This is a genomic window from Proteus sp. G2300, assembly GCF_009915965.1.
GTDB lineage: Bacteria > Pseudomonadota > Gammaproteobacteria > Enterobacterales > Enterobacteriaceae > Proteus > Proteus vulgaris.
Genome location: NZ_JAABNK010000023.1, coordinates 196,107 through 220,927 on the forward strand (window position 1 = coordinate 196,107; position 24,821 = coordinate 220,927).

The 24,821-nt window shown below is 38.6% G+C and carries 24 protein-coding genes; 9 read left to right on the forward strand and 15 right to left on the reverse strand.

The annotated features are described in order from the left end of the window. Positions 1-93 precede the first annotated feature (93 nt). Entirely contained in the window at positions 94-744 is a 651-nt protein-coding gene (fetA, locus tag GWI97_RS12370; protein ID WP_036936700.1) for an iron efflux ABC transporter ATP-binding subunit FetA, read from the forward strand. Positions 745-795: 51 nt separating this feature from the next. Next, complete coding sequence (gene fetB, locus GWI97_RS12375) at positions 796-1,569, forward strand: iron efflux ABC transporter permease subunit FetB (protein ID WP_036936698.1); 774 nt, start codon at positions 796-798, stop codon at positions 1,567-1,569. A gap of 76 nt (positions 1,570-1,645) precedes the next feature. On the opposite strand, the gene GWI97_RS12380 is transcribed toward fetB, so the two are convergent. Continuing rightward, positions 1,646-2,470 (reverse strand): DNA/RNA non-specific endonuclease, encoded by an 825-nt coding sequence (locus tag GWI97_RS12380; RefSeq protein ID WP_181880541.1) that lies wholly within the window; start codon positions 2,468-2,470, stop codon positions 1,646-1,648. Positions 2,471-3,158: 688 nt separating this feature from the next. On the opposite strand from GWI97_RS12380, the gene GWI97_RS12385 reads away from it, so the two are divergent. After that, a complete protein-coding gene (locus GWI97_RS12385; protein ID WP_036936695.1) occupies positions 3,159-4,046 on the forward strand; it encodes a PhzF family phenazine biosynthesis protein in 888 nt (295 codons plus the stop codon). Between the two features lie 61 nt (positions 4,047-4,107). Here the strand turns inward: GWI97_RS12385 and GWI97_RS12390 are convergent, their stop codons facing one another. From GWI97_RS12390 to GWI97_RS12405, 4 genes are read right to left on the reverse strand one after another with little or no spacing between them, the layout of a single operon-like run. Next, the gene (locus tag GWI97_RS12390; protein WP_036936692.1) at positions 4,108-4,551 is read right to left on the reverse strand and encodes a YcgN family cysteine cluster protein; all 444 of its coding nucleotides are present in this window, start codon (positions 4,549-4,551) and stop codon (positions 4,108-4,110) included. Between the two features lie 36 nt (positions 4,552-4,587). Next, on the reverse strand, positions 4,588-5,244 hold the full coding sequence (locus GWI97_RS12395) for a fumarylacetoacetate hydrolase family protein (protein WP_036936689.1): 657 nt from the start codon (positions 5,242-5,244) through the stop codon (positions 4,588-4,590). A gap of 51 nt (positions 5,245-5,295) precedes the next feature. After that, positions 5,296-6,423, reverse strand: a complete 1,128-nt coding sequence (locus GWI97_RS12400; RefSeq protein WP_036936686.1) for a lytic murein transglycosylase — start codon at positions 6,421-6,423, stop codon at positions 5,296-5,298. Between the two features lie 24 nt (positions 6,424-6,447). Next, complete coding sequence (locus GWI97_RS12405) at positions 6,448-6,735, reverse strand: YcgL domain-containing protein (protein ID WP_036938993.1); 288 nt, start codon at positions 6,733-6,735, stop codon at positions 6,448-6,450. Between the two features lie 133 nt (positions 6,736-6,868). Here GWI97_RS12405 and minC point away from each other — a divergent pair, with 133 nt between their 5' ends. Genes minC through minE form a run of 3 tightly spaced genes read left to right on the forward strand, consistent with a single transcriptional unit; the run spans position 6,869 to position 8,678 of the window. Beyond that, positions 6,869-7,570 (forward strand): septum site-determining protein MinC, encoded by a 702-nt coding sequence (gene minC, locus GWI97_RS12410; protein WP_036936683.1) that lies wholly within the window; start codon positions 6,869-6,871, stop codon positions 7,568-7,570. 22 nt (positions 7,571-7,592) lie between these two features. Then, positions 7,593-8,405, forward strand: a complete 813-nt coding sequence (gene minD, locus GWI97_RS12415) for a septum site-determining protein MinD (RefSeq protein ID WP_036936680.1) — start codon at positions 7,593-7,595, stop codon at positions 8,403-8,405. Between the two features lie 3 nt (positions 8,406-8,408). Further along, complete coding sequence (gene minE / locus GWI97_RS12420) at positions 8,409-8,678, forward strand: cell division topological specificity factor MinE (protein ID WP_023582089.1); 270 nt, start codon at positions 8,409-8,411, stop codon at positions 8,676-8,678. 388 nt (positions 8,679-9,066) lie between these two features. Here minE and rnd read toward each other — a convergent pair whose 3' ends face one another. From rnd to GWI97_RS12445, 5 genes are all read right to left on the reverse strand, one after another. Then, the gene (gene rnd, locus GWI97_RS12425) at positions 9,067-10,185 is read right to left on the reverse strand and encodes a ribonuclease D (protein ID WP_036936677.1); all 1,119 of its coding nucleotides are present in this window, start codon (positions 10,183-10,185) and stop codon (positions 9,067-9,069) included. A 98-nt stretch (positions 10,186-10,283) separates the two neighbouring features. Beyond that, the gene (fadD, locus tag GWI97_RS12430; protein ID WP_036936674.1) at positions 10,284-11,972 is read right to left on the reverse strand and encodes a long-chain-fatty-acid--CoA ligase FadD; all 1,689 of its coding nucleotides are present in this window, start codon (positions 11,970-11,972) and stop codon (positions 10,284-10,286) included. A 300-nt stretch (positions 11,973-12,272) separates the two neighbouring features. Then, the gene (locus GWI97_RS12435) at positions 12,273-12,869 is read right to left on the reverse strand and encodes a Slp family lipoprotein (protein WP_036936671.1); all 597 of its coding nucleotides are present in this window, start codon (positions 12,867-12,869) and stop codon (positions 12,273-12,275) included. A gap of 86 nt (positions 12,870-12,955) precedes the next feature. Beyond that, positions 12,956-13,657, reverse strand: coding sequence for a tRNA (adenosine(37)-N6)-threonylcarbamoyltransferase complex dimerization subunit type 1 TsaB (tsaB, locus tag GWI97_RS12440; protein ID WP_036936668.1), 702 nt, complete (start codon positions 13,655-13,657; stop codon positions 12,956-12,958). Between the two features lie 92 nt (positions 13,658-13,749). Beyond that, positions 13,750-15,693, reverse strand: a complete 1,944-nt coding sequence (locus tag GWI97_RS12445; protein WP_087802345.1) for an ATP-dependent DNA helicase — start codon at positions 15,691-15,693, stop codon at positions 13,750-13,752. An 83-nt stretch (positions 15,694-15,776) separates the two neighbouring features. Here GWI97_RS12445 and GWI97_RS12450 point away from each other — a divergent pair, with 83 nt between their 5' ends. Next, on the forward strand, positions 15,777-16,121 hold the full coding sequence (locus GWI97_RS12450; RefSeq protein ID WP_036936665.1) for a RidA family protein: 345 nt from the start codon (positions 15,777-15,779) through the stop codon (positions 16,119-16,121). Positions 16,122-16,635: 514 nt separating this feature from the next. Here GWI97_RS12450 and mdtI read toward each other — a convergent pair. From mdtI to zwf, 3 genes are all read right to left on the reverse strand, one after another. Next, positions 16,636-16,968 (reverse strand): multidrug/spermidine efflux SMR transporter subunit MdtI, encoded by a 333-nt coding sequence (gene mdtI / locus GWI97_RS12455; RefSeq protein ID WP_006536614.1) that lies wholly within the window; start codon positions 16,966-16,968, stop codon positions 16,636-16,638. Between the two features lie 2 nt (positions 16,969-16,970). Next, a complete protein-coding gene (gene mdtJ / locus GWI97_RS12460; RefSeq protein WP_036938989.1) occupies positions 16,971-17,411 on the reverse strand; it encodes a multidrug/spermidine efflux SMR transporter subunit MdtJ in 441 nt (146 codons plus the stop codon). 575 nt (positions 17,412-17,986) lie between these two features. Beyond that, a complete protein-coding gene (gene zwf / locus GWI97_RS12465) occupies positions 17,987-19,462 on the reverse strand; it encodes a glucose-6-phosphate dehydrogenase (RefSeq protein ID WP_036936662.1) in 1,476 nt (491 codons plus the stop codon). Between the two features lie 351 nt (positions 19,463-19,813). Between zwf and GWI97_RS12470 the strand changes: the two genes are divergently transcribed. Further along, entirely contained in the window at positions 19,814-20,656 is an 843-nt protein-coding gene (locus GWI97_RS12470; RefSeq protein WP_161752008.1) for a MurR/RpiR family transcriptional regulator, read from the forward strand. Between the two features lie 231 nt (positions 20,657-20,887). Next, on the forward strand, positions 20,888-22,330 hold the full coding sequence (gene pyk / locus GWI97_RS12475; protein WP_036936657.1) for a pyruvate kinase: 1,443 nt from the start codon (positions 20,888-20,890) through the stop codon (positions 22,328-22,330). Between the two features lie 77 nt (positions 22,331-22,407). On the opposite strand, the gene lpxM is transcribed toward pyk, so the two are convergent. Beyond that, on the reverse strand, positions 22,408-23,382 hold the full coding sequence (gene lpxM, locus GWI97_RS12480; RefSeq protein WP_036936654.1) for a lauroyl-Kdo(2)-lipid IV(A) myristoyltransferase: 975 nt from the start codon (positions 23,380-23,382) through the stop codon (positions 22,408-22,410). A 105-nt stretch (positions 23,383-23,487) separates the two neighbouring features. Beyond that, positions 23,488-24,813: a murein DD-endopeptidase MepM gene (mepM, locus tag GWI97_RS12485; RefSeq protein WP_036936652.1), complete on the reverse strand. Its 1,326-nt coding sequence runs from the start codon at positions 24,811-24,813 to the stop codon at positions 23,488-23,490. Positions 24,814-24,821: the final 8 nt, after the last annotated feature.

Genomic DNA, 24,821 nt, shown 5'->3' on the forward strand with positions numbered 1-24,821 from the left:
GCGAAATAACTGAATAACTGATTTAAAACAGGATCTTTATATTACTATATCTATATAATGATAACTATTATCTCTTCTAAGTTTAGGATAAGAATGGAAAGCACAGTGACTCTTTTACGTCTTGATAAAATAGGCTATCGAATTGATAACAAAACTATCCTCGATAACATAAATTTTCAACTTCAACCTTCTGAATTTAAACTTATTACAGGCCCTTCGGGTTGCGGTAAGAGTACTTTACTTAAGCTTATTTCCTCTCTACTCTCACCCACCAGCGGTAACATCTTCTTTGAAAATAAAGATTATGTAACCCTTCCCCCCGAAGAGTATCGTCAGCAGGTTTCTTACTGTACACAAACACCCATGTTATTTGGTGAAACTGTTTACGATAATCTAAAATTTCCTTATTTATTACGAAAAGTTTCAGTAGATGATAGAAAACTTAAGCAGAATTTAGACTATTTTGGTTTGCCCGCATCCATAATAGAAAAAAGGATCAACGAACTTTCAGGTGGCGAAAAACAGCGCATTTCACTGATAAGAAATTTGCAATTTATGCCAAAAATTTTATTACTTGATGAGATAACCAGTGCATTAGATGAAGATAATAAAATAAAAGTGAATGATGTTATCCACCACTATGTAAAAGATCAAAAACTAGCCGTGTTATGGGTCACACATGATCAAAATGAAATAAAACATGCTGATGATGTCATCCAGTTACCCTCTCACAATAATGCTTAAACATTTTTTTCTCTTAATTAGTCACCCTTTGCTATGAGCGAACATCATATTATGAACGAACATACAATAAGCAACGAGTCTCTTATTTTCTCGCTTTTATTAGTTCTTGTGGCTATTTTTATTAGCAGTAAAGAAAAACTCGCTTTAGAAAAAGATATCATTTGGAGTACTGCAAGAGCAATTGTCCAACTGTTAATTGTTGGCTATGTATTAACCTATATATTCCATGTAGACCATTTTATCCTTACCTTTTTAATGGTGCTCTTTATCTGTTATAACGCGGCGTATAACGCCAAGAAACGCAGTAAATATGTTAAAGATATTTTTCTTATCTCTTTTACTGCTATTACTACAGGGGCATTATTAACCTTAACTATTTTATTACTCACCAGTTCTATTGCTTTTACTCCAATTCAAATTATTCCTATTACTGGGATGATTGCAGGTAATGCGATGATAGCAACTGGCCTTTGTTATAATAATTTAGGACAACGTTTTCAAAATCAGCAACAGCAATTACAAGAGATGCTAAGTTTGGGTGCAACACCTAAATTAGCCTCTATGAGTATTATTAGAGACAGCATTAAATCTTCATTAATCCCCACGGTGGATGCAGCCAAAACAGTGGGAATTGTAAGTTTACCTGGGATGATGTCTGGACTTATTTTTGCAGGTGTTGATCCATTACAAGCCGTAAAATATCAAATTATGGTGACGTTTATGTTGATGGCAACAGCCAGTATTTCAACCATAATTGCATGTTACTTAACCTATAAAAAATTCTTTAATCAACGTCATCAGCTAATTAATTTAGAAAATAGTTAATTATAATTATTTGATTATATTGAAAAAGGTCACTAAATGAAGTGACCTTTTATTATTAGTATTCAGGTTTAAATTATTACTTTAATACTGTACACCCCATTTTTTTAACTAACTCACCAAATTGAGATTTCACATCTTGAGCTTTTTCAGGTAACTGACTCCAAAGTGTTAAACCTGTACGAGCTTCCACTTCTGCCGCTGTTACTTGGAATTCACAAAAATCTGCTTTTTTCGGTGTTTGTTGATCCATAATAAACGCTGCATAAGAGGAGTTTTCTGGTGTATCATTTAGAAAAACCACTTTAAAATAAGCACTTGGGATAGTGTGATCTTTATCTGTACTAGGCAATTTACCCATATTTCTTTCATAGATAGGGCCTGTCACTGTAAAGACTTTATGACCTTCTTTTGCCAAATTACGCTCTTGATCTTCTAATCGCACCCACGCACCTTGGTTTAAATCTGCTTTTTGTGGTGTGATATTAGAAAGATAATTAAGTGCATTCCAACCAGGTAACGCAGCCAATGACGCTAAAGGTGCCTGATGACCGCGGTCAACTTTTAATGTGGCATTAGCATTTTTATAATCCGCTGGCGATAAGGTTTCATCATTGCCTAAAGCCGGATCTTTTTTCCAATTACGTGTTTTACCACTACCGATGCTGTCTTTAGTTACTAAATAAGCAACCCAGTCTGCAAACTTGGTTTCGCTATTATTATTTAGTGTATAAACATCTCGCTGAATAGTGGTTTCACTTCCTCCTAATGGGCAACCAATTCCACAATTTTCATCATTCATTGAACGCTTGGAAATATCACGCGCCGAAGTTAACAATGAAGATCCAATATTAGCATTAGGTTCAACAGTTATATCGGCATTTGCATAACTGGTGGAGATCATAAGAAATGATAAAATAATAGGTGTAATACGTTTCATATAAAATTCCTTTTTAAAATGAAGAAACAAAAAAACTCGCCAAAGCGAGCTTTTTGCTAAAAGAGAAAAATCCTATTTTCTCTCAATGATATATTCCAGCTATAAACTGCAACACAAAAGCCCCATCGTATTGATGAGGTTATTTTTAATCACAATTTACAGCTCAGAATCTTGCTAAGAAATAAAAAACGGTGAGTAAAAATTCTAAATATCAGATATTACAAACACCGTTCGTGGCGAATATTTATTTTCACTGTCCCAAAAAGCAAAAAACCCCGCATTAAGCGAGGTTTAAAAACTTATTAGATTTGGTAAAGACTAAATTTCCACCATGAGAATAATCATGGGATATAATTCTTATTTAGTCAATATGTTTTCTAAAAATATTTTTATATAGAAAAAAATTACCTTTCTTTTCATCAATAAAGAGAAATTTATTAATATCGCAAATTCCTTATTCTTCTTGAATTATGGCCATTCCAGTTAATGAGAAGATCCTAGAGCTTTATTTTTTCGTATGTATTATCATTCAAAAGATGATACAAAATCCCACTGTTATTTTTAATATATAAAACCGTCGCTTACCAACAATAACCACAATAAATGTTATACGTAAGATTTATTGAGTTGAGTTATAACACGAGAAATACAAATGCCAAACAATCCTCCCCTCACCATTGAGCACGAAGTAAAGGTACACCTTGTCAACGCATTTACCCGAAATAATTCAGGAGGTAATCCGGCAGGTGTCGTGCTTAATCCGCCTAATCTAAGTGATATTCAAAAAATAGAAATCGCACGTCTAGTTGGTTTTTCTGAAACAGCATTTGTCTACACTGGTAAAGAAACGGATTTTAAGGTCGATTTTTTCACTCCTGAAGGTGAAGTTGATTTTTGTGGACACGCGACATTAGCTGTTTTCTTTACGCTGGCTTCACTTAATATCATTGGTTCTGGTAATTACACGCAAAAAACGAAAGCCGGTATTTTAAGTGTCTCTGTAAGCCCTCAGAGTATTGTTATGGAACAAACACATCCTGTTATGCGACAAGGCCCTGATATTAATGCTGTTGCCTTAGCGCTGGGTGTTCACTGTAATGTTATAGGAAAAACGGGCTTACCTATTACGATTATTTCGACAGGTTTATACGATATCATTGTTCCTGTGCAATCAGGCTCGCTAGATGCTTTACAACCTAATTTTGACACGATTGCAAACCTAAGCCGTGAGTTTAACACTATCGGTTTTCACGTATTTGAATTAAGCCACCATGCTACGATTACAGCTCATTGTCGTAATTTTGCACCTTTGTATGGCATAAATGAAGAATCCGCGACAGGTAGTTCTAGTGGAGCATTAGGTTGCTATTTAGTTAATTACGTTTTTCCTAATGAAACCCATTTCCTATTAGAACAAGGACGTGCGATGGGGTGCTCATCGTTGCTTGAGGTGATGATTGATTCACATGCTCAAAAAATTAATCGTGTTCGCGTTGGTGGGCAAGCTGCTATATTCGGAGAAAAAACACTCCGTCTTTAAATGGAAAAAAGCCCCAAAAAGGGCTTTTAATCATGGAACCAGAAACGTTGTTTGGTTTTAATTAACCACGCCCTTTCGGGCGATTAAGAATGTGTTCTTCCCAATCTTCAACTTCCGTTTCTGGTACGGCAATATACCTTACAGAAATATTGCTTTGGTGCATTTTTGCTTTATTACCCGCAATAAGGGGATGCCAATTTTGTAACGTTTTGCCTTCAGCTAACAGACGATATGCACACGTCATCGGCAACCATTCAAATGTCGGTAAATTATACCGTGTAAGCTTGATACAATCTGGCTCATAACGGAAACGATCGTCATAATTACTGCATTGGCAGGTTTTAATATTAAGTTGATTACAAGCAACATTGGTAAAATATATTTCGTCGGTATCGTCATCCATTAACTTGTGTAAACAACATTGTCCACACCCGTCACAAAGTGATTCCCACTCATCATCACTCATTTCATCTAATGTTTTAGTCTGCCAAAAAGCCTGTGTCATCTCTACGTTATTACCTTATTGCTCATCTGATACGAATTAAATAACCCGCGTTGTCAGCTGATGCTCGTTAACACTTAATACCAACATATCACCCGATTCTAGAGGGCCAACTCCTTCAGGAGTTCCCGTTAAAATTACATCACCAGGGCGTAGGGTGAAAAAGCGAGACATATAGCTGATAAGGGGTAAAACAGGGGTAAGCATATCACGACTGTTACCCTGCTGACGAATCTCGTCATTAACACGCAATATTAAATTGGCATTTTGTGGGTCACCAAATGAATTGACTGGAATAAAACCTGATAATGGGGCGGAGCCATCAAACGCCTTACTTTTTTCCCATGGCTGCCCTGCTTTTTTCAATTTACCTTGTAAATCACGTAACGTAAGATCAAGACCAATACCAAAACCAGCAATTGCACGATCAACTCTATCTTCATTAGCTTGTTTCAGTGGTTGACCGATAAGTACGGCTAATTCGATTTCGTGATGAACGGCACCCATATCTTTAGGAATTGCAATAGGTTGGCGAAGATCACACATAGCGGTTTCTGGCTTAATAAAAATCACTGGCTCTTCTGAACGAACTGACCCCATCTCTTTAATGTGATTTGCATAGTTACTGCCAACACAAATGACTTTATTGACAGGAAAATCAAGTAACGCACCTTCCCAATCGCGATGTTGATACATAATGTGTTCCTTTTAGGTAAATTGCTGTGTTTTATTTCACTACAGATATGACTAACCTGCGTTAGGCAGTGAGTTTATTTTATTAGCAACGCCATCAGCCATTGTCACAATGCTAAGGGCAAAGAAGTAAGAACTGTTCCAATGCATAATTGTGCGGAAGTTTTGTGTCACTAAATAACTTCTATGCAAATTATCATCAGGAATTATTAACCATACCGGCATATCGTCACTTAATTGACTATTAGCAGGTAATTGAACACCTAATGCTTTCCATTGAGCAACCGTTTTTTGTTGCTCGGCCTTAATGCCTTCAAGTTGTGGGTTAAAATCTACCGATAAAGTAACCTGTTCCCCCCAAGGAAGTCCACTTTTCCAGCCTTCAGTTGCTAAATAATTAGCAGCAGAAGCAAATGCATCTTCACGTGTATTCCAGATATCAATTTTTCCATCACCATTACCATCTGCCGCATAAGTGAGGAAAGAGGATGGCATAAACTGAGTTTGCCCCATTGCACCCGCCCAAGAGCCTTTCAAGCGCTGGCCTTGAGGTAAGTGTCCTTCCTCGATAATTTCAAGCGCGGCCATCAGTTGGCGTGTAAACAGCTCTTCTCGACGTCCCTCAAACGCTAATGTAGCAAGGGCTGAAACAACATCTTCTTTGCCTTGCACTTTGCCAAAACCACTTTCAAGCCCCCATAACGCAATAATATAATTTGACGGCACACCATATTTCTTACTTATTTGTTCTAGGGTGTTTTGATTTGCTTGATAGAGATTAGCGCCTTGGTTTATACGTCCATTAGTAACAATACGAGGTAGATAAACATCGAGTGTAATTTTCTTTTCCGGTTGATTTCGGTCAGATTTAATCACTCGTTCAATAAAATGTACTTCTGAAAAAGCAAAATCTATTGTTTCTTGTTTATAACCTAATTGAGCTGCCTTCAATTTTAATGCATCGACATAAGCCGGAAATTGGGCAACCGTGCGCGCATCTTTAGGAAAGGCCTGTTCTAATGATGCAACATTCACTTGTTTCCATCGGGACGTTTTTTGTGTTTCAAACGTTGTTGGATCTGGTACTTTAATTTGCCTTTCCGCCAATTTTTGTTGGCCATTAGTACACGCAGATAACATTAAACCGGAAACAATCACAGCGATGAACGAATATTTGAACATTTATGCTCCTTTTATCTCGATGATTTATTCAGTTTTTTCTGATTTTTTTAATTCATCTAAATAAGCATTTAACATACTTTCGACAGGTGGCGGAACTTGTAAGTAAAATCCCTGATCAATTAACGCTTTTTTGACTTTTTCAATGTCAGCATGCGCTAAACGCTGTCTATCCGCGAGATTAAGCAACATTGCAAACTGAGGTTCGCCAAAACTTTGTAATAATTCGTCCGGAATTCGGGAGAAATCATCCTTTTTTTCGATGTATAAATAAGTTTGATCACGTTTGGTACTACGGTAAATTGCACAAATCATTTTCATTAAACTCTAATTATTAAAATAAGCGACTTGCCTGAATATTTTAGTAAATATAACATGCTTATATACTTTCGTAATATCGTCTCTGGTTTTTTGTGCCAGATTATAAAAAATTTACTGAGTCAGATAGATGTCAAACACGCCCATTGAGTTAAAAGGCAGTAATTTTACCCTTTCAGTACTCCATTTAAACGATGGAACACCGAAAGTTATTCGTCAGGCGATTTCAGAAAAAATTGCACAAGCGCCTCAATTTCTGAAAAACGCACCTGTAGTTATCAATGTCTCTGCTTTAGCAGATGAAAAGATTGATTTTAAAAAACTGAGGCGAATTGTAGAAGATGCTGGCTTACGCGTCGTGGGAATTAGCGGCAGTTCGGACGCTCAACAGAAAGAAGCGATAATTGCCGCACAGTTACCTATCTTAAATGAGGGTAAAATAGCGAAGCCAACAACTCAGGCAAATAACGATAAAACGAATGAAGCACCGGCAGTTGTGCGTCAAAAAACCAAAATCATCCATACTCCTGTACGTTCAGGGCAACGTATTTATGCTCAAAATAGCGATTTAGTCGTTATGAGTAATGTAAGTGCAGGCGCTGAATTAATTGCTGATGGTAATGTTCATGTTTACGGTGTTTTGCGTGGACGTGTCTTAGCAGGAGCATCGGGTGATCAAGAGAGTCATATTTTTTGTACACATCTGTCTGCTGAGCTTGTTTCCATTGCTGGTCAATATTGGCTAAGCGACCAAATTCCTACAGACTTTGTTGGTAAATCGGTACAACTGAGTTTGCAAGAGAATGAATTAACAATCGAGAACTTAATTTAGAGCATCGACAAGGAATCACTCCATGGCACGCATTATTGTTGTTACGTCAGGTAAAGGTGGGGTTGGTAAAACAACTTCCAGCGCGGCCATTTCTACCGGCCTCGCTCAAAAAGGTCATAAGACGGTTGTTATCGACTTTGATATTGGGTTACGTAATTTAGACCTTATCATGGGTTGTGAACGTAGAGTTGTTTATGATTTTGTTAACGTTATTCAGGGTGATGCCTCTTTAAATCAAGCATTGATTAAAGATAAGCGTACAGAAAACTTATTTATTCTCCCTGCTTCACAGACAAGAGATAAAGACGCGCTCACTCGTGATGGTGTAGAACAAGTATTAGATGAACTCGATGAAATGGGTTTTGATTTTATTATTTGTGATTCTCCCGCAGGTATCGAAAGTGGCGCATTAATGGCCCTTTATTTTGCAGATGAAGCGGTTATCACAACAAACCCTGAAGTTTCATCTGTACGTGACTCCGACCGTATTTTAGGTATTCTCGCCTCTAAATCACGTCGTGCAGAGCGCGGTGAAGACCCAATTAAAGAACATCTGTTATTAACACGTTATAATCCAGGCCGAGTGAGCCGTGGTGATATGTTAAGCATGGAAGATGTTCTTGAAATTCTATGCATTCCACTTTTGGGTGTTATTCCCGAAGACCAATCTGTTTTACGTTCATCTAACCAAGGTGAACCTGTTATTTTAGATAGCGAGTCTGATGCGGGTAAAGCCTATTCAGATACAGTAAATCGTTTGTTAGGTGAAGAACATCCATTCCGTTTTATTGAAGAAGAGAAAAAAGGCTTCCTGAAACGCCTTTTTGGGGGGTAAAAGATGGCTTTACTAGATTTTTTCCTGTCGCGTAAAAAGTCGACAGCTAATATTGCCAAGGAACGTTTGCAAATTATCGTCGCTGAACGTCGCCGTGGTGATAGCGAGCCAGCTTATTTACCTGATATGAAAAGAGATTTATTAGGTGTTATCTGTAAATATGTGCAAATAGATCCAGAGATGCTTTCTGTTCAATTTGAACAAAAAGGTGATGATATCTCTGTATTAGAGCTAAATGTGACCTTACCTGAAAGCGAAGAACCGACAAAGTAAATCATATTTTACGCTTTATATAAGTCATTATTCACAGGGCCAACCATGAACTATAATCAATTTGATTGGCTCTGTGTTTAATTATATACAATCTGAATGTACCTGAATGCATAAATAGCGCTATATCTCGTTGCTATTTTAATCATTAGCGATAAATCAAAGGAGTTCTTTTATTCCACAAGAGTGTTTATTTTTACTGTCTGTCTATTTAATGTATTGTTAATACCACCTATTTTATAGGTGTTTTTACGTACAAAAAAATAAGAGCCTCCAAAGAGACTCCCATTATGCATTACTTTCTATTTTATCAACTTCGTCTATTTATTGAACTATGTAGATTTGTTTTATCTCATAATTCAACTAATAGGAGAAATAAACGTTTAGTAAATTAAGGATATTGCGCTAGAATTTCAGACAATTTATCTTCTAATACAGCTTTTCGCCAGCGTGAAATAAGTTCAGGTTGTCCTTCTTTTATTTTCCAGTGAATACTCAATAACTGGTTAATTTGTCTTCTTGAAGCCAATAACTCCGGGTTATAACGCTCTCCCTCACTAATTTCTTGAATAACCGTCTTAATGGCTTTAAACGCTTTTTTATAATTGGGTTGTTCAATGATATTGCTTATAGGTTCAGGGCAATCTTCATCTTTCATTTCTTTCGCTTTCGCGACAAAATCTAATAATCGACGACCATGACAACGAATTTCTTGCCCAGATAGCGACAAAGCATCTAATTCTGCTAATGAGGAAGGAAGATAACGAGCAACAGACCATAAATGCTCTTCTCTCACAACGAAGTTTAATGCCATATCGCGAGCTTTAGCTTGATTTAAGCGCCATTGAGCAAGCATTTGTAAGCAGGCTAGCTGTTGGCCTTTTAATTGCCATGCATTACTAATATCACGGTAGGCAAGCTCAGGTACAACCATTTCTTGACGACGCTCTGCTATCATTTCACATTCATCAGTAATCGCATCCATATAACCAGCGTCTTGTGCTTCTACAATGAGCTTTTTAGCAAGAGGGAGTAAATAGAAGACATCACCACTGGCATATTGACACTGTTTTTCTGTTAAAGGACGCGCGAGCCAATCCGTACGCGATTCGCTTTTATCTAGAGCAATATTTTCATATTTCTCAACTAATGTTGCAAAGCCACAAGAAATCGGATAGCCCAAAAATGCGGCAACCACTTGAGTATCAATCATCGGTGTGGGGACACAACCAAACTGGTGAGAAAAGACTTCCAGATCTTCACTGCCTGCATGAAGATATTTCATGATATTTGGGTGGGTTAATAATTCAACGAAGGGAGTCCAATTGGTTATTGCTAGCGGATCAATAAGAGAGATCTGTTTACCATCATACATCTGGATCAAACCAAGATGTGGGTAGTAGGTGCGTATCCGGACAAACTCTGTATCTAAAGCAATTTGTGAAGCCTGTGATGCGGCTTTACAGGCAGTTTCTAATGCAGTGTCTGTCGTAATCAATTGATAATTCAAAACAAGTTTCTCTTATTTTTATGTCTAATGACTTTTTATGTAATGACAAAAACGCCGGTATAAACCGGCGAAATTGAAAAAGGTTATTAAGTGTTGTATCAAGATTCCGTTGAGGTTTTCAACTGTTTTTCTTCATTTCTTAACTCTCTGCGTAAAATTTTACCAACATTTGATTTTGGTAGCTCATCGCGAAACTCAATAATTTTAGGCACCTTATAACCTGTCAAGTAGCGACGACAGTGTGTTTTTACCTCATCTTCCGTCAATGTAAGGTCTTTTTTGACGATAAAAATCTTCACAGTCTCACCCGAGCTCTTACTTGGTACACCAATTGCTGCCGATTCCAATACTTTAGGGTGAGCACTAACCACTTCTTCGACTTCGTTGGGATAAACGTTAAACCCTGAAACTAAGATCATATCTTTCTTGCGATCAATAATGCGAATAAAACCTTGGTCATCCATTGTCGCGATATCACCCGTGGCAACCCAACCATCATGTAAAACTTCATCAGTGGCATCAGGACGGTTCCAATATCCTTTCATGACCTGAGGCCCACGAACCCACATCTCGCCGCCTACAGTACGATCAACTTCGTTTCCTTCATCATCCATAAACTTAACGTCAGTCGAAGGTACAGGCAATCCAATACTACCACTGTATTTTTTCAGGTTATAAGGATTACCCGTTACTAAAGGGGAACATTCCGTTAGGCCATATCCCTCTAATAAATGTTTACCTGTTAATTCTTCCCACTCTTTGGCGACACTGCTTTGTACTGGCATACCTCCGCCAACAGAGAGGTTGAGTTTAGAAAAATCGAGTTGTCGAAACTCTGGATTTTGCAACCAAGCATTGAAGAGTGTGTTTACCCCTGTAATAGCCGTGACAGGGTAACGCCCTAACTCTTTAATTGTTCCTTTAACGTCTCGAGGATTGGTGATCAGTAAGTTTTTCCCTCCAACCTCAATAAATAGCAGACAGTTAACGGTTAAAGCAAAGACGTGATACAGCGGTAATGCCGTTACCACCAGCTCTTTACCTACATGTAATGCAGGTACATAAGCCGCTTTGGCTTGTTCAAGATTTGCCAGCATATTGCGATGCGTTAACATGGCGCCTTTGGCAATACCGGTTGTTCCACCTGTATATTGTAAGAAAGCTAAATCGCCACCTGTAATTTCAGGTTTGATATATTGCATTCGATAGCCAAAATGCATTGCTCTACGAAATGAAATGGCATCAGGCAAATTATATTTAGGGACTAATCGTTTGATATACTTAACAACAAAATCAACAAGGGTCGCTTTAGGGCGTGATAGCTGATCGCCCATTCTCGTTAAAATAACGTGTTTAATACTGGTATTAAATACGATTTTTTCTAACGTATGCGCAAAGTTAGAGACTATAACAATGGCACTAGCACCACTGTCATTTAACTGATGTTCAAGTTCTCTTGGTGTGTAAAGTGGGTTTACATTTACAACAACCATGCCTGCACGAAGAATACCGAAAAGCGCGATAGGATATTGCAATAAATTAGGCATCATTAAGGCAACACGATCACCTTTTTTCAATCCTAAGCCATTTTGCAGGTATGCTGCAAAAGCACGGCTACGCTCTTCAAGTTTGCGATAAGTCATGACCTCGCCCATATTGATAAAGGCGGGTTGATCTGCGTAATTTGCGACAGCGTTTTCAAGCATCTCAGCAAGGGATGCGAAACGGTCCGGGTCAATTTCAGCCGGGACATCTGCCGGATAACGTTTAAGCCAGACTTTTTCCAAAGTAGTACTCCTGATTAATCGCACTTCTTGGTTAATATTATGTTTTATTTTTAACAAAGTATTAACTCATCCTACCAGCACAAACAATTTTCTGTTGTGAAGATGCGAAGTGTGTCACTAAATATTTTATTTTTAGATTAACAAAAAAGAAGGCGGTCAAAACCGCCCTCTCTTTTATTTTTATTCAACTTTAATAACGCTATTAGATAGTTACCTAATATATTATAGATATCAATTATACACCGTTTCATCCAAATGGAGATAAAATATTATATCGTCATGCAGTCACAAATCCCGTTTTTATTCTAAAACGGGTACGACCTGACCAGTTCCATATGGATATCCACCGTAGCCACCATATCCATGATAATAACCCCAATATGGGCCATCACCATAATAACCCCATGTCATCATAGGCGCTGGCATAATCACTTGCTGTGTGAGAGTCCAACGTTTCATGCCTGTTACATCCATGCGTAAAAATGGATAACTGGCGTCACCGACCTTGCCTGTCTCAACACCTTTGATAGTACCAACAACTGTTACATACTGATTTTTATAATCAGTAGGATCTAAGAAATGCATAACATTTGCATAGAGACGCCCAATAGATGGTTGTTGTAATTCAGGTGCTGCATCATATTGAGAAAGTGGCATAACGGCAATTTCTAGCTGTGTAGATGATTGAAGATTTTTAACATCAATTACACGTCCGCCAAAACGACCTTCTTGACCTACATAAAGTTCAGGCGCTACAAAAATACCATTTAAATCAGTGACAGGTGTTGCTGATGTTCCTTTTATTGATTCAGGTATAGAGACGCATCCCGTTAGAAACAAAGCACCAGACAAAAATAGCGCTTTGCTTACTAAACGGTAGTTTAATTGTCTTTTCATAAACCACCTCATTGCAAGTCATTATTGACGTTACTCTATAATACTATTATAGCTTTACTCTGAGATTTCTAATAGATACTCATAATCTATTCGCGGCCAGGTAGTTTTTTCCACGTCACTTCATTACGCAAATAGACAGGTTCAGCCTCTTCTACTTTTGTTGCTTTACCTTCATGCCAAGCGGTAACAGCAAGCGGTAGCATATCTTGTGCTGCAGGCAGTGTAATTTCAGTTTCAATAACGGTAAATGGCAATGTCTCTTTTAAATCAGGGTAAGCTTGCCAACCTGTCCCCGCCATTGCCCAAGTGCCCGTGGTTGATTGTAAAACTTCAACAAAGTGTTCAGGTTTCATCACCGCTTCTGTTTCTTCGCCTAACCAAATCCCTTTATCATTACGCTGATATTGTGCACAATAAATTTCACCCATACGCGCATCTATTGCGACTAAAACCTGCTTGATGCCCGTTGTTCTAAATACACCTTCTGCCATGGTAGCTAGTGAAGAAATTCCCATCATCGGTAATTCAGCACCTAACGCGATACCTTGTGCAACACCGACACCAATACGAACACCTGTAAAGCTACCCGGGCCTCGTCCAAAAGCGAGCGCATCTAATGATTGCAATGTTAAGTTCGCTTCTTCTAAGGCGCTTTTGACCATAGGTAAAATCTTTTGTGTATGTTCACGAGGTGAGATTTCAAAACGTGAAGCAACAACGCCTTCATTCCAAACTGCAACCGAACAGGATTCGGTTGCAGTATCAATTGCTAAAATTCGCAGTGACACGCCATAACTCCGGCAAATTCGATAATTAAAAGAGAAAGAATAATATCATAATAGTGTTCAACAGAATAAACACACATTCTGCACAATCGCTATTATGAATCCGATATTTCTTGTATTACATCATGCTGTGCGCGTTGACTCAAAAATTCCATCGTTTTTTCGAGTGAGCGAGTGCGTGGTGACGGTGGCAAGCTGCTTAAGAAAACCTCACCATAAGCACGAGAAACCAACCTATCATCACACACGATAATCGCACCATAATCGTGTACATCACGAATTAATCGTCCAACACCTTGTTTTAAACTAATCACAGCATCCGGAATTTGAACATCGCGAAATGCATCACCACCCCGTAATTCACAATCTTCAATACGTGCCCTTAATAAAGGATCATCGGGTGCCGTAAAAGGTAATTTATCAATAATGACACAAGAAAGTGTATCGCCACGCACATCCACACCTTCCCAAAAGCTTTGAGTTGCCACTAGCAGTGCATTTCCTGATGAGACAAATTTTTGCAGTAATTGTGTTTTACTCATTTCCCCTTGCATTAATACAGGCAAAGGCAAACTGACTTTAAATTCTTCAGCAAGTCCACGCATCATGGCATGTGAAGTACAGAGGAAAAAACAGCGCCCCTGGTTTTTTAAAATAACAGGCGTTAGCATCGTTGCTAAACGTTTTGCAGTATAAGGCTGATTTAATGGCGGTAAATAACGAGGAACACAAAGTAATGTTTGATGCTGATAATCAAATGGACTATTTAAAATCAGCGTTGTGGCATTTTCTAACCCCAATCTATCCGTGTAATAAGACATTTGCTCATTCACAGAAAGCGTTGCCGAGGTAAATACCCAACTGCTTTTATGTGATTTAATTAATTCACGAAATTTATCTGCAACAGAAAGTGGCGTAATAGCCAGTAAAAAATGACGACCGTAACTTTCAAACCAGTAGCTATAACCAGGAATTGTAGTATCAATTAGGCGTTTTAAGCGGTTACGATAAATCGTGGCTCGTTCAAAGGCGCTATCGAGTAATTGGCTTCGCCCTAATGAGAGCTTCATGACGTCATAACTTAGTTCTAACGCATCATCAAGCAACGTAAGAAAACGTTTTGTTTCACCACCTTGTAGCAGTTCACGTAAATTCCCTCGATAGCCTGTTTCTCCTAATACTAAGCGAAAATCCATGACCATTTGTGTTAATCGATCGGCACTTTTTTGCAATTGAACTTGGTCGCGTACTTCTGTGCGATAAGCAACGGTCATATCTCTAGCGAGATCAAAAAGTTGTCTACTCGTCAGTTGTTGACCAAAATAATGACTGGCAATATCCGGAATTTGATGAGCTTCATCAAAGATCATAATTTCAGCTTCCGGAATTAGTTCACCAAAACCGGTATCTTTAACGACAGTATCCGCCATAAATAAATGGTGATTAACCACCACGACATCCGCATCCATTGCTTTTTTACGTGCGCTTAGAACATAGCACTCTTTATAACGAGGGCAATCACTTCCTAAACAGTTATCGTTAGTACTCGTAACTAGAGGCCAAACTCGGCTATCTTCTGCAACACTGTGACAACGGCTAACATCACCATCTTCTGTCTGTGTTGACCATTGACGTATATACATCACATCAGACAATACTTCAGCTTCCAGATCACCACCACTGAGCATTTGTTGATCAAGTCGTTCTAAACACAGGTAATTTGAGCGCCCTTTTAATAATGCTGTGTTGCCATCGTAATTAATGGCTTTAATGATCGTTGGTAAATCTCGATTATAAAGTTGATCTTGTAGGGCTTTAGAACCTGTTGAAATAATGGTTTTTTTACCTGAACGCAAAGCAGGTACAAGGTAAGCATAGGTTTTCCCTGTTCCCGTACCAGCCTCCGCAATAAGTACACCCTGCTTATCAATAATATCTATTATTGATTTCGCCATTTGTCGTTGAGCTTCACGGGGATGAAATCCAGGAATAGTTCGGGTTAAAATCCCGTTTTCTGCAAAATCGTCTGACACAGGCATACTCTTTTTATAAAATAAGACGTAAATTATGCCAGTGGATAATCAAAAGTACCACCTATGCCGTTAATACAAAGGAGAACGCAATGACAATTAAACGTATCGACCCCGAAGATCGCTGGTCTGAAGCGGTTATTCATAATGACACTATTTATTACACCGCTGTACCAGAGAATTTATCAGGCGATATTATTGAACAAACAGCAGACACATTAGCGGCAATCGATGTCTTATTACAGCGTGTAGGTTCTGATAAAACTCAAATTCTTGATGTGACAATCTTTTTAGCTGATAAAGCCGACTTTGAAGGGATGAATAAAGCATGGGATGCATGGGTGGCTAAAGGTAGCGCGCCTGTACGTTGTACTGTGCAAGCACAATTAATGCATCCTGAATATAAAGTCGAAATTAAAATTATTGCGGCAATGTAATTGCACTGTTATTAGCACCCGGATTTATGGGTGCTTATTTTTTGAATTTAATTTATCGGCTAAATCAAGATAATAATCTGATAAATGTTCATTACCATATACTTCAGCAATATGGCTCGTTCCCATAAATGTTAAGAAAAACTCAAAAGGCCCATAAAATTTTTTGGCTACCAATTTAAAATTTTAGGCACGCTCTTTCTACTGCTCGAATTTATTGCCATTGTGCTTTATGTAGCTATAAGTTTGCATATGCAACAACTTTTAGTGAAACCTAAATCTAAACGTATTTTTAATCGCGTTTGTTCCTCCCTTTTGGTATTCGCAAACATGGGCTTACTTTTAGGGCAACGAAGAAAAAATTAAATTTTATAGATATCGTTCCAAATAGATTAAATTTGTAGAGATAACAAAAAAGCTGAATTTATAAAAATTCAGCTTTTTTATTGTCTCTGACTTTGCTGTGATAATTAGATTTCGAACATTATCAAAATATCATTTATTCTGTTAATTAGATTTAGGCAAACTTAATCATTACCATACCAACCAGTAATAATATAATCCCCCCCCATCCTTTATAATTAAGTCGTTGATTAAATAAAATCCAACCGGCGGCAATAGTTGCAATAATTCCGAAAGCGCCCCATAAGGCGTAAGCAACCGAAAGCTCGATCCCTTTGACCGCCATTGCTAGTGCGCTAAAAGCACCTAAAACACAAACCAGTGATAATATTCCTAATCCCATTCGGCTAAAGCCGTTAGACATTTTTAAAAATATATTTGCAACGATTTCAAGTACTACAGCCAATATTAAAAATGCACCATGCCACCATTCAAATTGAGCTAACATAATTAAGCCTCCTTGATATTGGCAGGAATTGACTTATTTGCTCCTTTTACAGCACTCGCAACATACTTGGCTTTACCCGCGATACTTTTTACCGAATCTGTTGTTTTCTTCGCAACAGCCGATTTTTTAGTACCCGATTTGATAAGTGTGATCCCTGCAATTAACATCGCTAGACCACCTAACTTTAATGGTGACAGTGATTCACCAAACCACAGAACGCTAAATGTCGTAATAATGACAATTCCAATACCTTCCCACAGTGCATATGCTACACCTAATGCCACTTTCTTAACGGCTATGGCTAAAAAGATATAGGAAGTGGCAATCATTAACCACATTACTATCATTCCGGTGTAACCACCGCTTACACTGGCGTACTTCATTGATAAAGTGCCAATAACTTCACAAACAATAGCTAATGCTAAAAATATCCAATAAATCATTTTTTCATCTCTCATACACATTTGAAATACGCCGAAACGTTTCTTGCGCAGGAAGATAGAGAATATGTAGATAGTCTTTCTGGCGGCAATAAAAGCCGAACGTTAAGGCAACGTCATTTCCTGATTGTGTCAGGAATTAAGATGAGAGATTTCTATAATGCGCCACACCAGTAGTGTTCACTGGATAAAATAGCAGAAAGGAATAACTTATAGGTAGAACGTTTAACTTTGACGCTTTTGGCGCTAGTCATGATTATTTATTCTTTCATCGCACAGACCATCCGCACGATATACTCCGAACCCTCATATAAGATGGTTAAATGTTACATGATATTTCTATCATGCCGAATTATTTAAAGCAATGCCTTTTCGCAAAATTTTTTTGTTAATTGATTGGTTTTATTTGAGTTTTAGTTTCTAAGCAAAATCAGATTGCATAGTTAATCAGGCGTTTTCTGTTCTTTCAGCAGTTTTATTCATCTAAATTGCTGTAATTATGCTTAAAGATATTGACCAAAGACAAAAACACCCAGCTTAACTGGGTGTTTTTCTTTATAATCGACAATCGAAATTAATTATTCAATTTCATTCCATGAACGCCCATCACGAGTGATCATTGCAACAGATGCAACAGGCCCCCATGTACCAGCTTGATAAGGCTTTGGCAGTTCATTATCGCATTCCCATGCATTGATAATTGAATCAACCCATTTCCATGCTTCTTCTACTTCATCGCGACGTACAAATAATGCTTGAATACCACGCATTGCCTCTAATAATAAGCGTTCGTAAGCATCCGCTAAATGTGTTTGATTGAATGTTTCAGAGAAACTCAAGTCCAGCTTCGTCGTTTGTAAACGATGTTTATGATCAAGACCCGGTGCTTTATTCAGCACTTCAATATCAATACCTTCATCTGGCTGTAGACGAATAGTTAGTTTATTTTGTGGTAGCTCTTGATAAGTCTCACTAAAAATATTTAATGCCGGTTTTTTAAAATAAACCACAACTTCTGAACATTTACTTGGCAGACGTTTACCTGTTCTTAGATAAAACGGAACACCAGCCCAACGCCAGTTATCAATATCAGCGCGGATAGCCACAAAGGTTTCTGTATGGCTGGTTTTATTTGCACCGTCTTCATCAAGATAACCAGGCACTTTCTTACCTTGAACAAAGCCTCCCGTATATTGCCCACGCACCGTTTTTTCGCGGATATTAGTATTATCAATACGACGTAATGAACGTAAGACTTTCACTTTTTCTTGGCGAATACTATCTGCGGTTAAATCAGCAGGCGGGGACATTGCAATCATCGTTAAGATCTGCAACAGGTGGTTTTGTACCATATCACGCATTTGACCCGCTTGGTCGAAATATCCCCAGCGCCCTTCGATGCCAACCTCTTCTGCAACCGTAATTTGGACATGATCAATCGTTTTATTGTCCCAATTATTAACAAAGAGAGAGTTAGCAAAGCGCAGTGCTAATAGGTTTAAAACCGTTTCTTTACCTAAATAGTGGTCGATACGATAAATTTGACTCTCTTTAAAATATTTCGCCACACTATCATTAATAGAAACAGAAGACGCTAAATCCGTGCCTAATGGTTTCTCCATCACAACACGATTTGGCTCTTTATTAAGTTTTGCATGACCTAACCCTTTACACATTGCACTAAAGGTACTGGGTGGCATTGCAAAGTAATAAATAGCCGGTAATTTGTCTTGTTTTAGGTGCTTTGATAGCTCAATGAAATGATCTGTTTCATTGACATCAAGATTACAAAAATCTAAGCGATCACTTAAACGCTGCCAAATTTCAGGATTAATTTCTTCTTTTAAAAAGGTTTTTAATGCTTCGTGGGCAACATTTTTATATGCCTCAGCATCCCAATCGGCACGGCCTACACCAATAATGCGAGAGTCAGGGTGAATATATCCTGCTTTTTCCAATTGATATAATGATGGAATAAGCTTACGGCGTGCGAGATCCCCTTTCGTACCGAAGATAACCAGATCACAGGCCTGAGCAGTCGATATCGCTGCCATAGTACGTCTCCTCATGATGAGATTTTGTAATTTTGTTACAGAATTTTGTATTAATGTACTCTTTTGGGTGTATTCAGTAAATACGCTCACACATTTTAGTCTCTAACTTACCACAGATATTGTAATGCTTCATTTTATGTCTCGTGTTTTATCCTTTCTTGTAACTTTACAACAGTTTTGTTTCTTGTTTTCAACTTTGAAAGTTAGACACACGTCATACTTTAACGAAAAAAGCCCTGTTTACCGATGGTTTACACTGCAAGCCTTGTTCTTTGCGTAGTATATTTTCATAAAACCGTTATAGATTTCTCCTTTTATTGAAATTGGCAAAGCCTAGGATCTGTATATTTAATGAATATATTGGAAAGGGTTCAGTCTAATCTGGACATCTTGAGTAAATCAGAAAAAAAAGTGGCTGAGGCTGTTTTAACTGCGCCACAAACTGTTATCCACTCTAGCATTGCCTTAATGGCTAAAACGGCTGATGTCAGCGAACCCACCGTTAATCGTTTTTGCCGTCGTATGGCAACGAAGGGATTCCCTGATTTTAAATTACAATTAGCACAAAGCATTGCCAACGGCACTCCCTATGTCAATCGTAATATTGATGATTCTGATACGGTCTCTTCTTATACCAATAAAATTTTTGAATCCGCCATGGCTGGATTAGAAAACGTCAAAACAAATATTGATATCGCTGCCATTAATCGCGCAGTGGATATTCTGACTCAAGCTAAAAAGATCTCCTTTTTTGGTTTGGGTGCATCAGCCGCCGTTGCTCACGATGCCATGAACAAATTTTCTCGTTTTAATATTCCTGTCACTTACTTTGATGACGTTGTTATGCAACGTATGAGCTGTATTAATAGCACTGATGGTGATGTTGTCGTTGTTATCTCACATACGGGGCGTACTAAAAATCTTGTTGAAATAGCTAAAATTGCACGCGAAAACGATGCTTCAGTAATTGCAATTACGACACCTGGCTCACTTTTAGCTTTTGAAGCCACCCTTCCCATTTTGCTTGATGTGCCTGAAGATACTGATATCTACATGCCGATGATCTCCCGCCTTGCCCAACTCACTATTATTGATATTCTTGCCACAGGATTTATTTTACGCCGAGGGCCAAAATTCAGAGATAACTTGAAGCGCGTCAAAGAAGCATTACGTGATTCACGGTTTGATAAGTAACCGTTTTTAATTATTCTGTTAGTATTGTCACACTTCCTATTGTGCCCCTGACTAGATAAGTTTTTGAAAAATGGTAGCATATCTGCGAGCTAACTCTCGTATATACTGAAAACAGTAGTGTATGTTGCAATTAGCTTGATGCGTTTCACTTAACATATTGGATGAAATATTGTCTAATTTCTGTTTTATCCGATAGCCAACACCTTTCGTTCAAGGTCAACGGAGTAATACATGTCCAGACGGCTCAGAAGAACAAAAATTGTTACCACCTTAGGCCCAGCAACAGATCGTGATAATAACTTAGAAAAAATTATTATTGCTGGTGCGAATGTTGTTCGATTAAATTTCTCTCATGGTTCTGCGGAAGATCATCTTGCTCGCGCTAATCGTACGCGTGAAATTGCCGCTAGACTTGGTCGCCATGTTGCTATTCTTGGGGATCTACAAGGCCCTAAAATCCGTGTTTCTACATTTAAAGACGGAAAAGTTTTCTTGAATGTCGGTGATAAATTCTTACTTGATGCCACCCTTGAAAAAGGCGAAGGCAATCAAAATCAAGTCGGCATTGACTATAAAGGACTACCCGCTGATGTAGTTCCTGGTGATATTTTACTACTCGATGATGGCCGTGTTCAGTTGAAAGTACTTAAAGTCGATGGACTAAAAGTCTTTACTGAAGTCACTGTAGGCGGTCCTTTATCTAACAATAAAGGTATTAACAAGCTGGGTGGCGGTCTTTCTGCTGATGCATTAACAGAAAAAGATAAACAAGATATTATTACAGCTGCCAAAATTGGTGTCGATTACCTCGCTGTTTCATTCCCAAGAACCGGCGAAGATCTTAATCTCGCTCGACGTTTAGCCCGTGATGCAGGTTGTGAATGCCAAATCGTGTCTAAGGTAGAACGTGCTGAAGCTGTTGCTAATGATGAAATTATCGATGAGATCATTCTTGCATCTGATGTAGTGATGGTAGCCCGTGGCGATTTAGGCGTTGAAATTGGCGATCCAGAACTTGTTGGTGTTCAGAAAAAATTAATTCGTCGTGCTCGTCAGCTTAATCGCGTAGTTATCACTGCAACTCAAATGATGGAGTCAATGATAACAAACCCAATGCCAACACGTGCAGAGGTTATGGACGTTGCTAATGCCGTGTTAGATGGTACTGACGCTGTTATGCTATCTGCTGAAACAGCAGCAGGACAATACCCAGCAGAAACAGTTGCTTCAATGGCACAAGTCTGTTTAGGGGCAGAAAAAATGCCTGCGGCTAATGTATCTAAACACCGCTTAGATATGGTGTTTGATACCGTAGAAGAAGCCATTGCAATGTCCACCATGTATGCCGCTAACCATATGAAAGGCGTTAATGCCATTATTGCAATGACAGAATCAGGCCGTACTGCTCGCATGATGTCTCGTATCAGTACAGGTTTACCCATTTTCTCAATGTCTCGACATGAGAAAACACTCAATCAAACAGCACTTTACCGTGGTGTTACACCTGTTTATTGCAGCACTCATACTGATGGTATCGCAGCCGCAAATGAAGCTATTGGGCGTTTACGTGATAAAGGTTTCTTGGTTTCTGGTGATTTAGTGTTAGTCACGCAAGGCGACCAAATGGGCACCGTAGGCAGTACCAATACATGCCGTATTCTTACTGTTGAATAATACAGGGCTGTAAATCTTAATCGCAAAACGGGCTCTTAAGTAAGTGCCCGTTTTTTATATCTGCAATTTATGACTAATTAATCTAATATATTTTCACGTGAATAAGGCTCTATTTCCCCCTCTCTACGTGTTTTTAATAATTTTAAGATCCACGTGTATTGTTCAGGGGATGGTGTGACTAACGCTTCTAACTCTTCATTCATTCTACGTGCAATATAAGCATCGTCTTTATCTTCAATATCATCCATTGGCTCACGAATAATTATATGAAGCTGATGTGTTTTATGACAATACACAGGAAATAAAGGTACGATAGCGGCTCGACATACTTTCATTAGACGCCCAATCGCGGGCAATGTTGCTTTATAAGTACCAAAAAAATCGACAAATTGGCTATGCTCTGCACCATGATCTTGGTCAGGTAAATAATATCCCCAGAATCCTTGTCGAACAGAAGAAATAAATGGCTTAATACCGGCTTCTCGTGAATGCAATCGTCCATCAAAGTGGTGACGTGCTTTATTCCATAAATAATCAGCAACAGGATCTTTTTGATGGTGGAACATAGCTGCCATTTGCTGGCCTTGTGCCGCTAATAGCATTGCAGGAATATCAACAGCCCAACCATGCGGTACCATAAAAATAACATTACGACCTTGCTCTTTAAAACGTTCAATAATTTCTAAGCCTTGCCAACTTGTCCGTTTTAATATGCGCTCAGGCCCTCTTAAGCAAAGCTCTGCTAACATAACAAAAGATTGAGGCGCCGTTTCAAACATACTATCAAGGACTGTTTCACGTTGTGTTTTATCCCATTTTGGGAAACAGTATCTCAAATTGATATCGGCACGACGTCTCGCGCTTTTCGCTTTACGTCCAACAAAACGACCAATAGAAGCAAGAAATGGATCACGCCATTTAACTGGTATATAAGCCAATGCACTTAAAACACCGGCACCCACCCAGGTCCCCCAGTGACGAGGATGTAAATACGCACGGTGAAATGTAGGTACATAACCCGCTTTGCTATCTGTATCTTTTTCTTTATTCATCAGATAATTCTCTGAACTAACATCCCTAATAGGCGTAAAAAACGTTAAAACAAAAACGGATGATATCAATCATCCGCTTTTATGTCTTTAAGATCGTGGTTATTGTCAATCGGCTAGCACTAATTGAGGCTTAATCTCTTTGACTTTGGCTAGATATTCTTGCTTATCTTTACCAGTTAAACCATCAGCACGCGGCAAGGTTGCCGTTAATGGGTTAACAGCTTGTTGGTTGATCCACATCTCATAGTGTAAATGAGGTCCAGTAGAACGTCCTGTATTACCTGATAAGGCAATTCTATCACCACGTTTAACTCGTTGCCCCGGTTTTACCAATAATTGGCGCAAATGCATATAACGTGTGGTGTATTGGCTACCATGACGAATAGCAATAAAATTACCCGCAGCGCCACTATATTTTGCGACAATAACTTCGCCATCCCCTGTTGCTAATACTGGTGTACCTACTGGCATAGCAAAATCGACACCTTTATGAGCAGCTAAACGCCCTGTGACAGGGTTAATACGACGAGGATTGAATTGAGAAGAAACTCTAAACTGCTTTACCGTTGGAAAACGCATAAATCCGCGCTCTAATCCACCTGCTTGGCTGTCATAGAAACGGCCATCTTCAGCAAGGAAAGCATAGTAATCTTTACCCGCACTACGTAAACGGACACCAATTAGCTCACTTTGCTCGGTACGCCCATCCAGCACCTCACGAGAAAATAACGCTGCGAATTGGTCACCGCTTTGTAATTTTTTAAAGTCTACTTGCCACTGTAATGCTTTGGTGACGGCACGTGCTTCAGCATTAGTTAAACCCGCATTTGTTGCACTGACCGAAAAACTGCCACGAATAACACCTGTAGTGACACTGTTTTTCCATTCACCTTTTTGGAACTCTTTTGTTTCTTTAAAACCCGTTTCTGTACGAGTATAAATACGCGTTTCGCGACGAGAAACACCCCAGCTTAATTCTTGAAGTAATCCATTATCATCAAGTTCCCAACTAATAGATTGCCCTATTTTGAGGTTTCTGAGATCTTTATTTTGATTAGAAATAGTTGCGATATCAGCAGAATCAATACCAAATTGAGTCAGTATTGAACTTAATGAATCACCACTAGAGACGATATAAGTATGAGGAACTTGTGCAACTGCGGTACTTGTATCTGTGCCATCTTCCGCACCAACTAATCCTTCATCGGTAAGTTGATCGCTACTGTCAGTAATAATGTCATCCGTATTTTCGCCTTGATTGGCAAGAGGCATTTGAATACTGACAGGAACTTCACGACTTTGTTCATTTTGAAGTACCACAGGCCGCCAAATTGCGACGGCCAATGTTGCTGCAGTTAACGAACCAAGCATGATTTTATGTGGGAGTGGTAAACTTAAATATACCTGTGCAATGGATTTCTTCTGCTGCACGCTCTTAA

Coding starts and splice junctions, on each gene's coding strand:
- GWI97_RS12380 (WP_181880541.1), bottom strand. CDS start 2,470: ATGATCTCCACCAGTTATGCAAATGCCGATATAACTGTTGAACCTAAT.
- pyk (WP_036936657.1), top strand. CDS start 20,888: ATGTCCAGACGGCTCAGAAGAACAAAAATTGTTACCACCTTAGGCCCA.
- GWI97_RS12405 (WP_036938993.1), bottom strand. CDS start 6,735: ATGATTTGTGCAATTTACCGTAGTACCAAACGTGATCAAACTTATTTA.
- fetB (WP_036936698.1), top strand. CDS start 796: ATGAACGAACATACAATAAGCAACGAGTCTCTTATTTTCTCGCTTTTA.
- mdtJ (WP_036938989.1), bottom strand. CDS start 17,411: ATGATTTATTGGATATTTTTAGCATTAGCTATTGTTTGTGAAGTTATT.
- minD (WP_036936680.1), top strand. CDS start 7,593: ATGGCACGCATTATTGTTGTTACGTCAGGTAAAGGTGGGGTTGGTAAA.
- GWI97_RS12400 (WP_036936686.1), bottom strand. CDS start 6,423: ATGTTCAAATATTCGTTCATCGCTGTGATTGTTTCCGGTTTAATGTTA.
- zwf (WP_036936662.1), bottom strand. CDS start 19,462: ATGGCAGCGATATCGACTGCTCAGGCCTGTGATCTGGTTATCTTCGGT.
- GWI97_RS12470 (WP_161752008.1), top strand. CDS start 19,814: ATGAATATATTGGAAAGGGTTCAGTCTAATCTGGACATCTTGAGTAAA.
- lpxM (WP_036936654.1), bottom strand. CDS start 23,382: ATGAATAAAGAAAAAGATACAGATAGCAAAGCGGGTTATGTACCTACA.
- mdtI (WP_006536614.1), bottom strand. CDS start 16,968: ATGTTAGCTCAATTTGAATGGTGGCATGGTGCATTTTTAATATTGGCT.
- GWI97_RS12450 (WP_036936665.1), top strand. CDS start 15,777: ATGACAATTAAACGTATCGACCCCGAAGATCGCTGGTCTGAAGCGGTT.
- fetA (WP_036936700.1), top strand. CDS start 94: ATGGAAAGCACAGTGACTCTTTTACGTCTTGATAAAATAGGCTATCGA.
- GWI97_RS12385 (WP_036936695.1), top strand. CDS start 3,159: ATGCCAAACAATCCTCCCCTCACCATTGAGCACGAAGTAAAGGTACAC.
- GWI97_RS12445 (WP_087802345.1), bottom strand. CDS start 15,693: ATGCCTGTGTCAGACGATTTTGCAGAAAACGGGATTTTAACCCGAACT.
- GWI97_RS12395 (WP_036936689.1), bottom strand. CDS start 5,244: ATGTATCAACATCGCGATTGGGAAGGTGCGTTACTTGATTTTCCTGTC.
- minE (WP_023582089.1), top strand. CDS start 8,409: ATGGCTTTACTAGATTTTTTCCTGTCGCGTAAAAAGTCGACAGCTAAT.
- minC (WP_036936683.1), top strand. CDS start 6,869: ATGTCAAACACGCCCATTGAGTTAAAAGGCAGTAATTTTACCCTTTCA.
- GWI97_RS12390 (WP_036936692.1), bottom strand. CDS start 4,551: ATGACACAGGCTTTTTGGCAGACTAAAACATTAGATGAAATGAGTGAT.
- GWI97_RS12435 (WP_036936671.1), bottom strand. CDS start 12,869: ATGAAAAGACAATTAAACTACCGTTTAGTAAGCAAAGCGCTATTTTTG.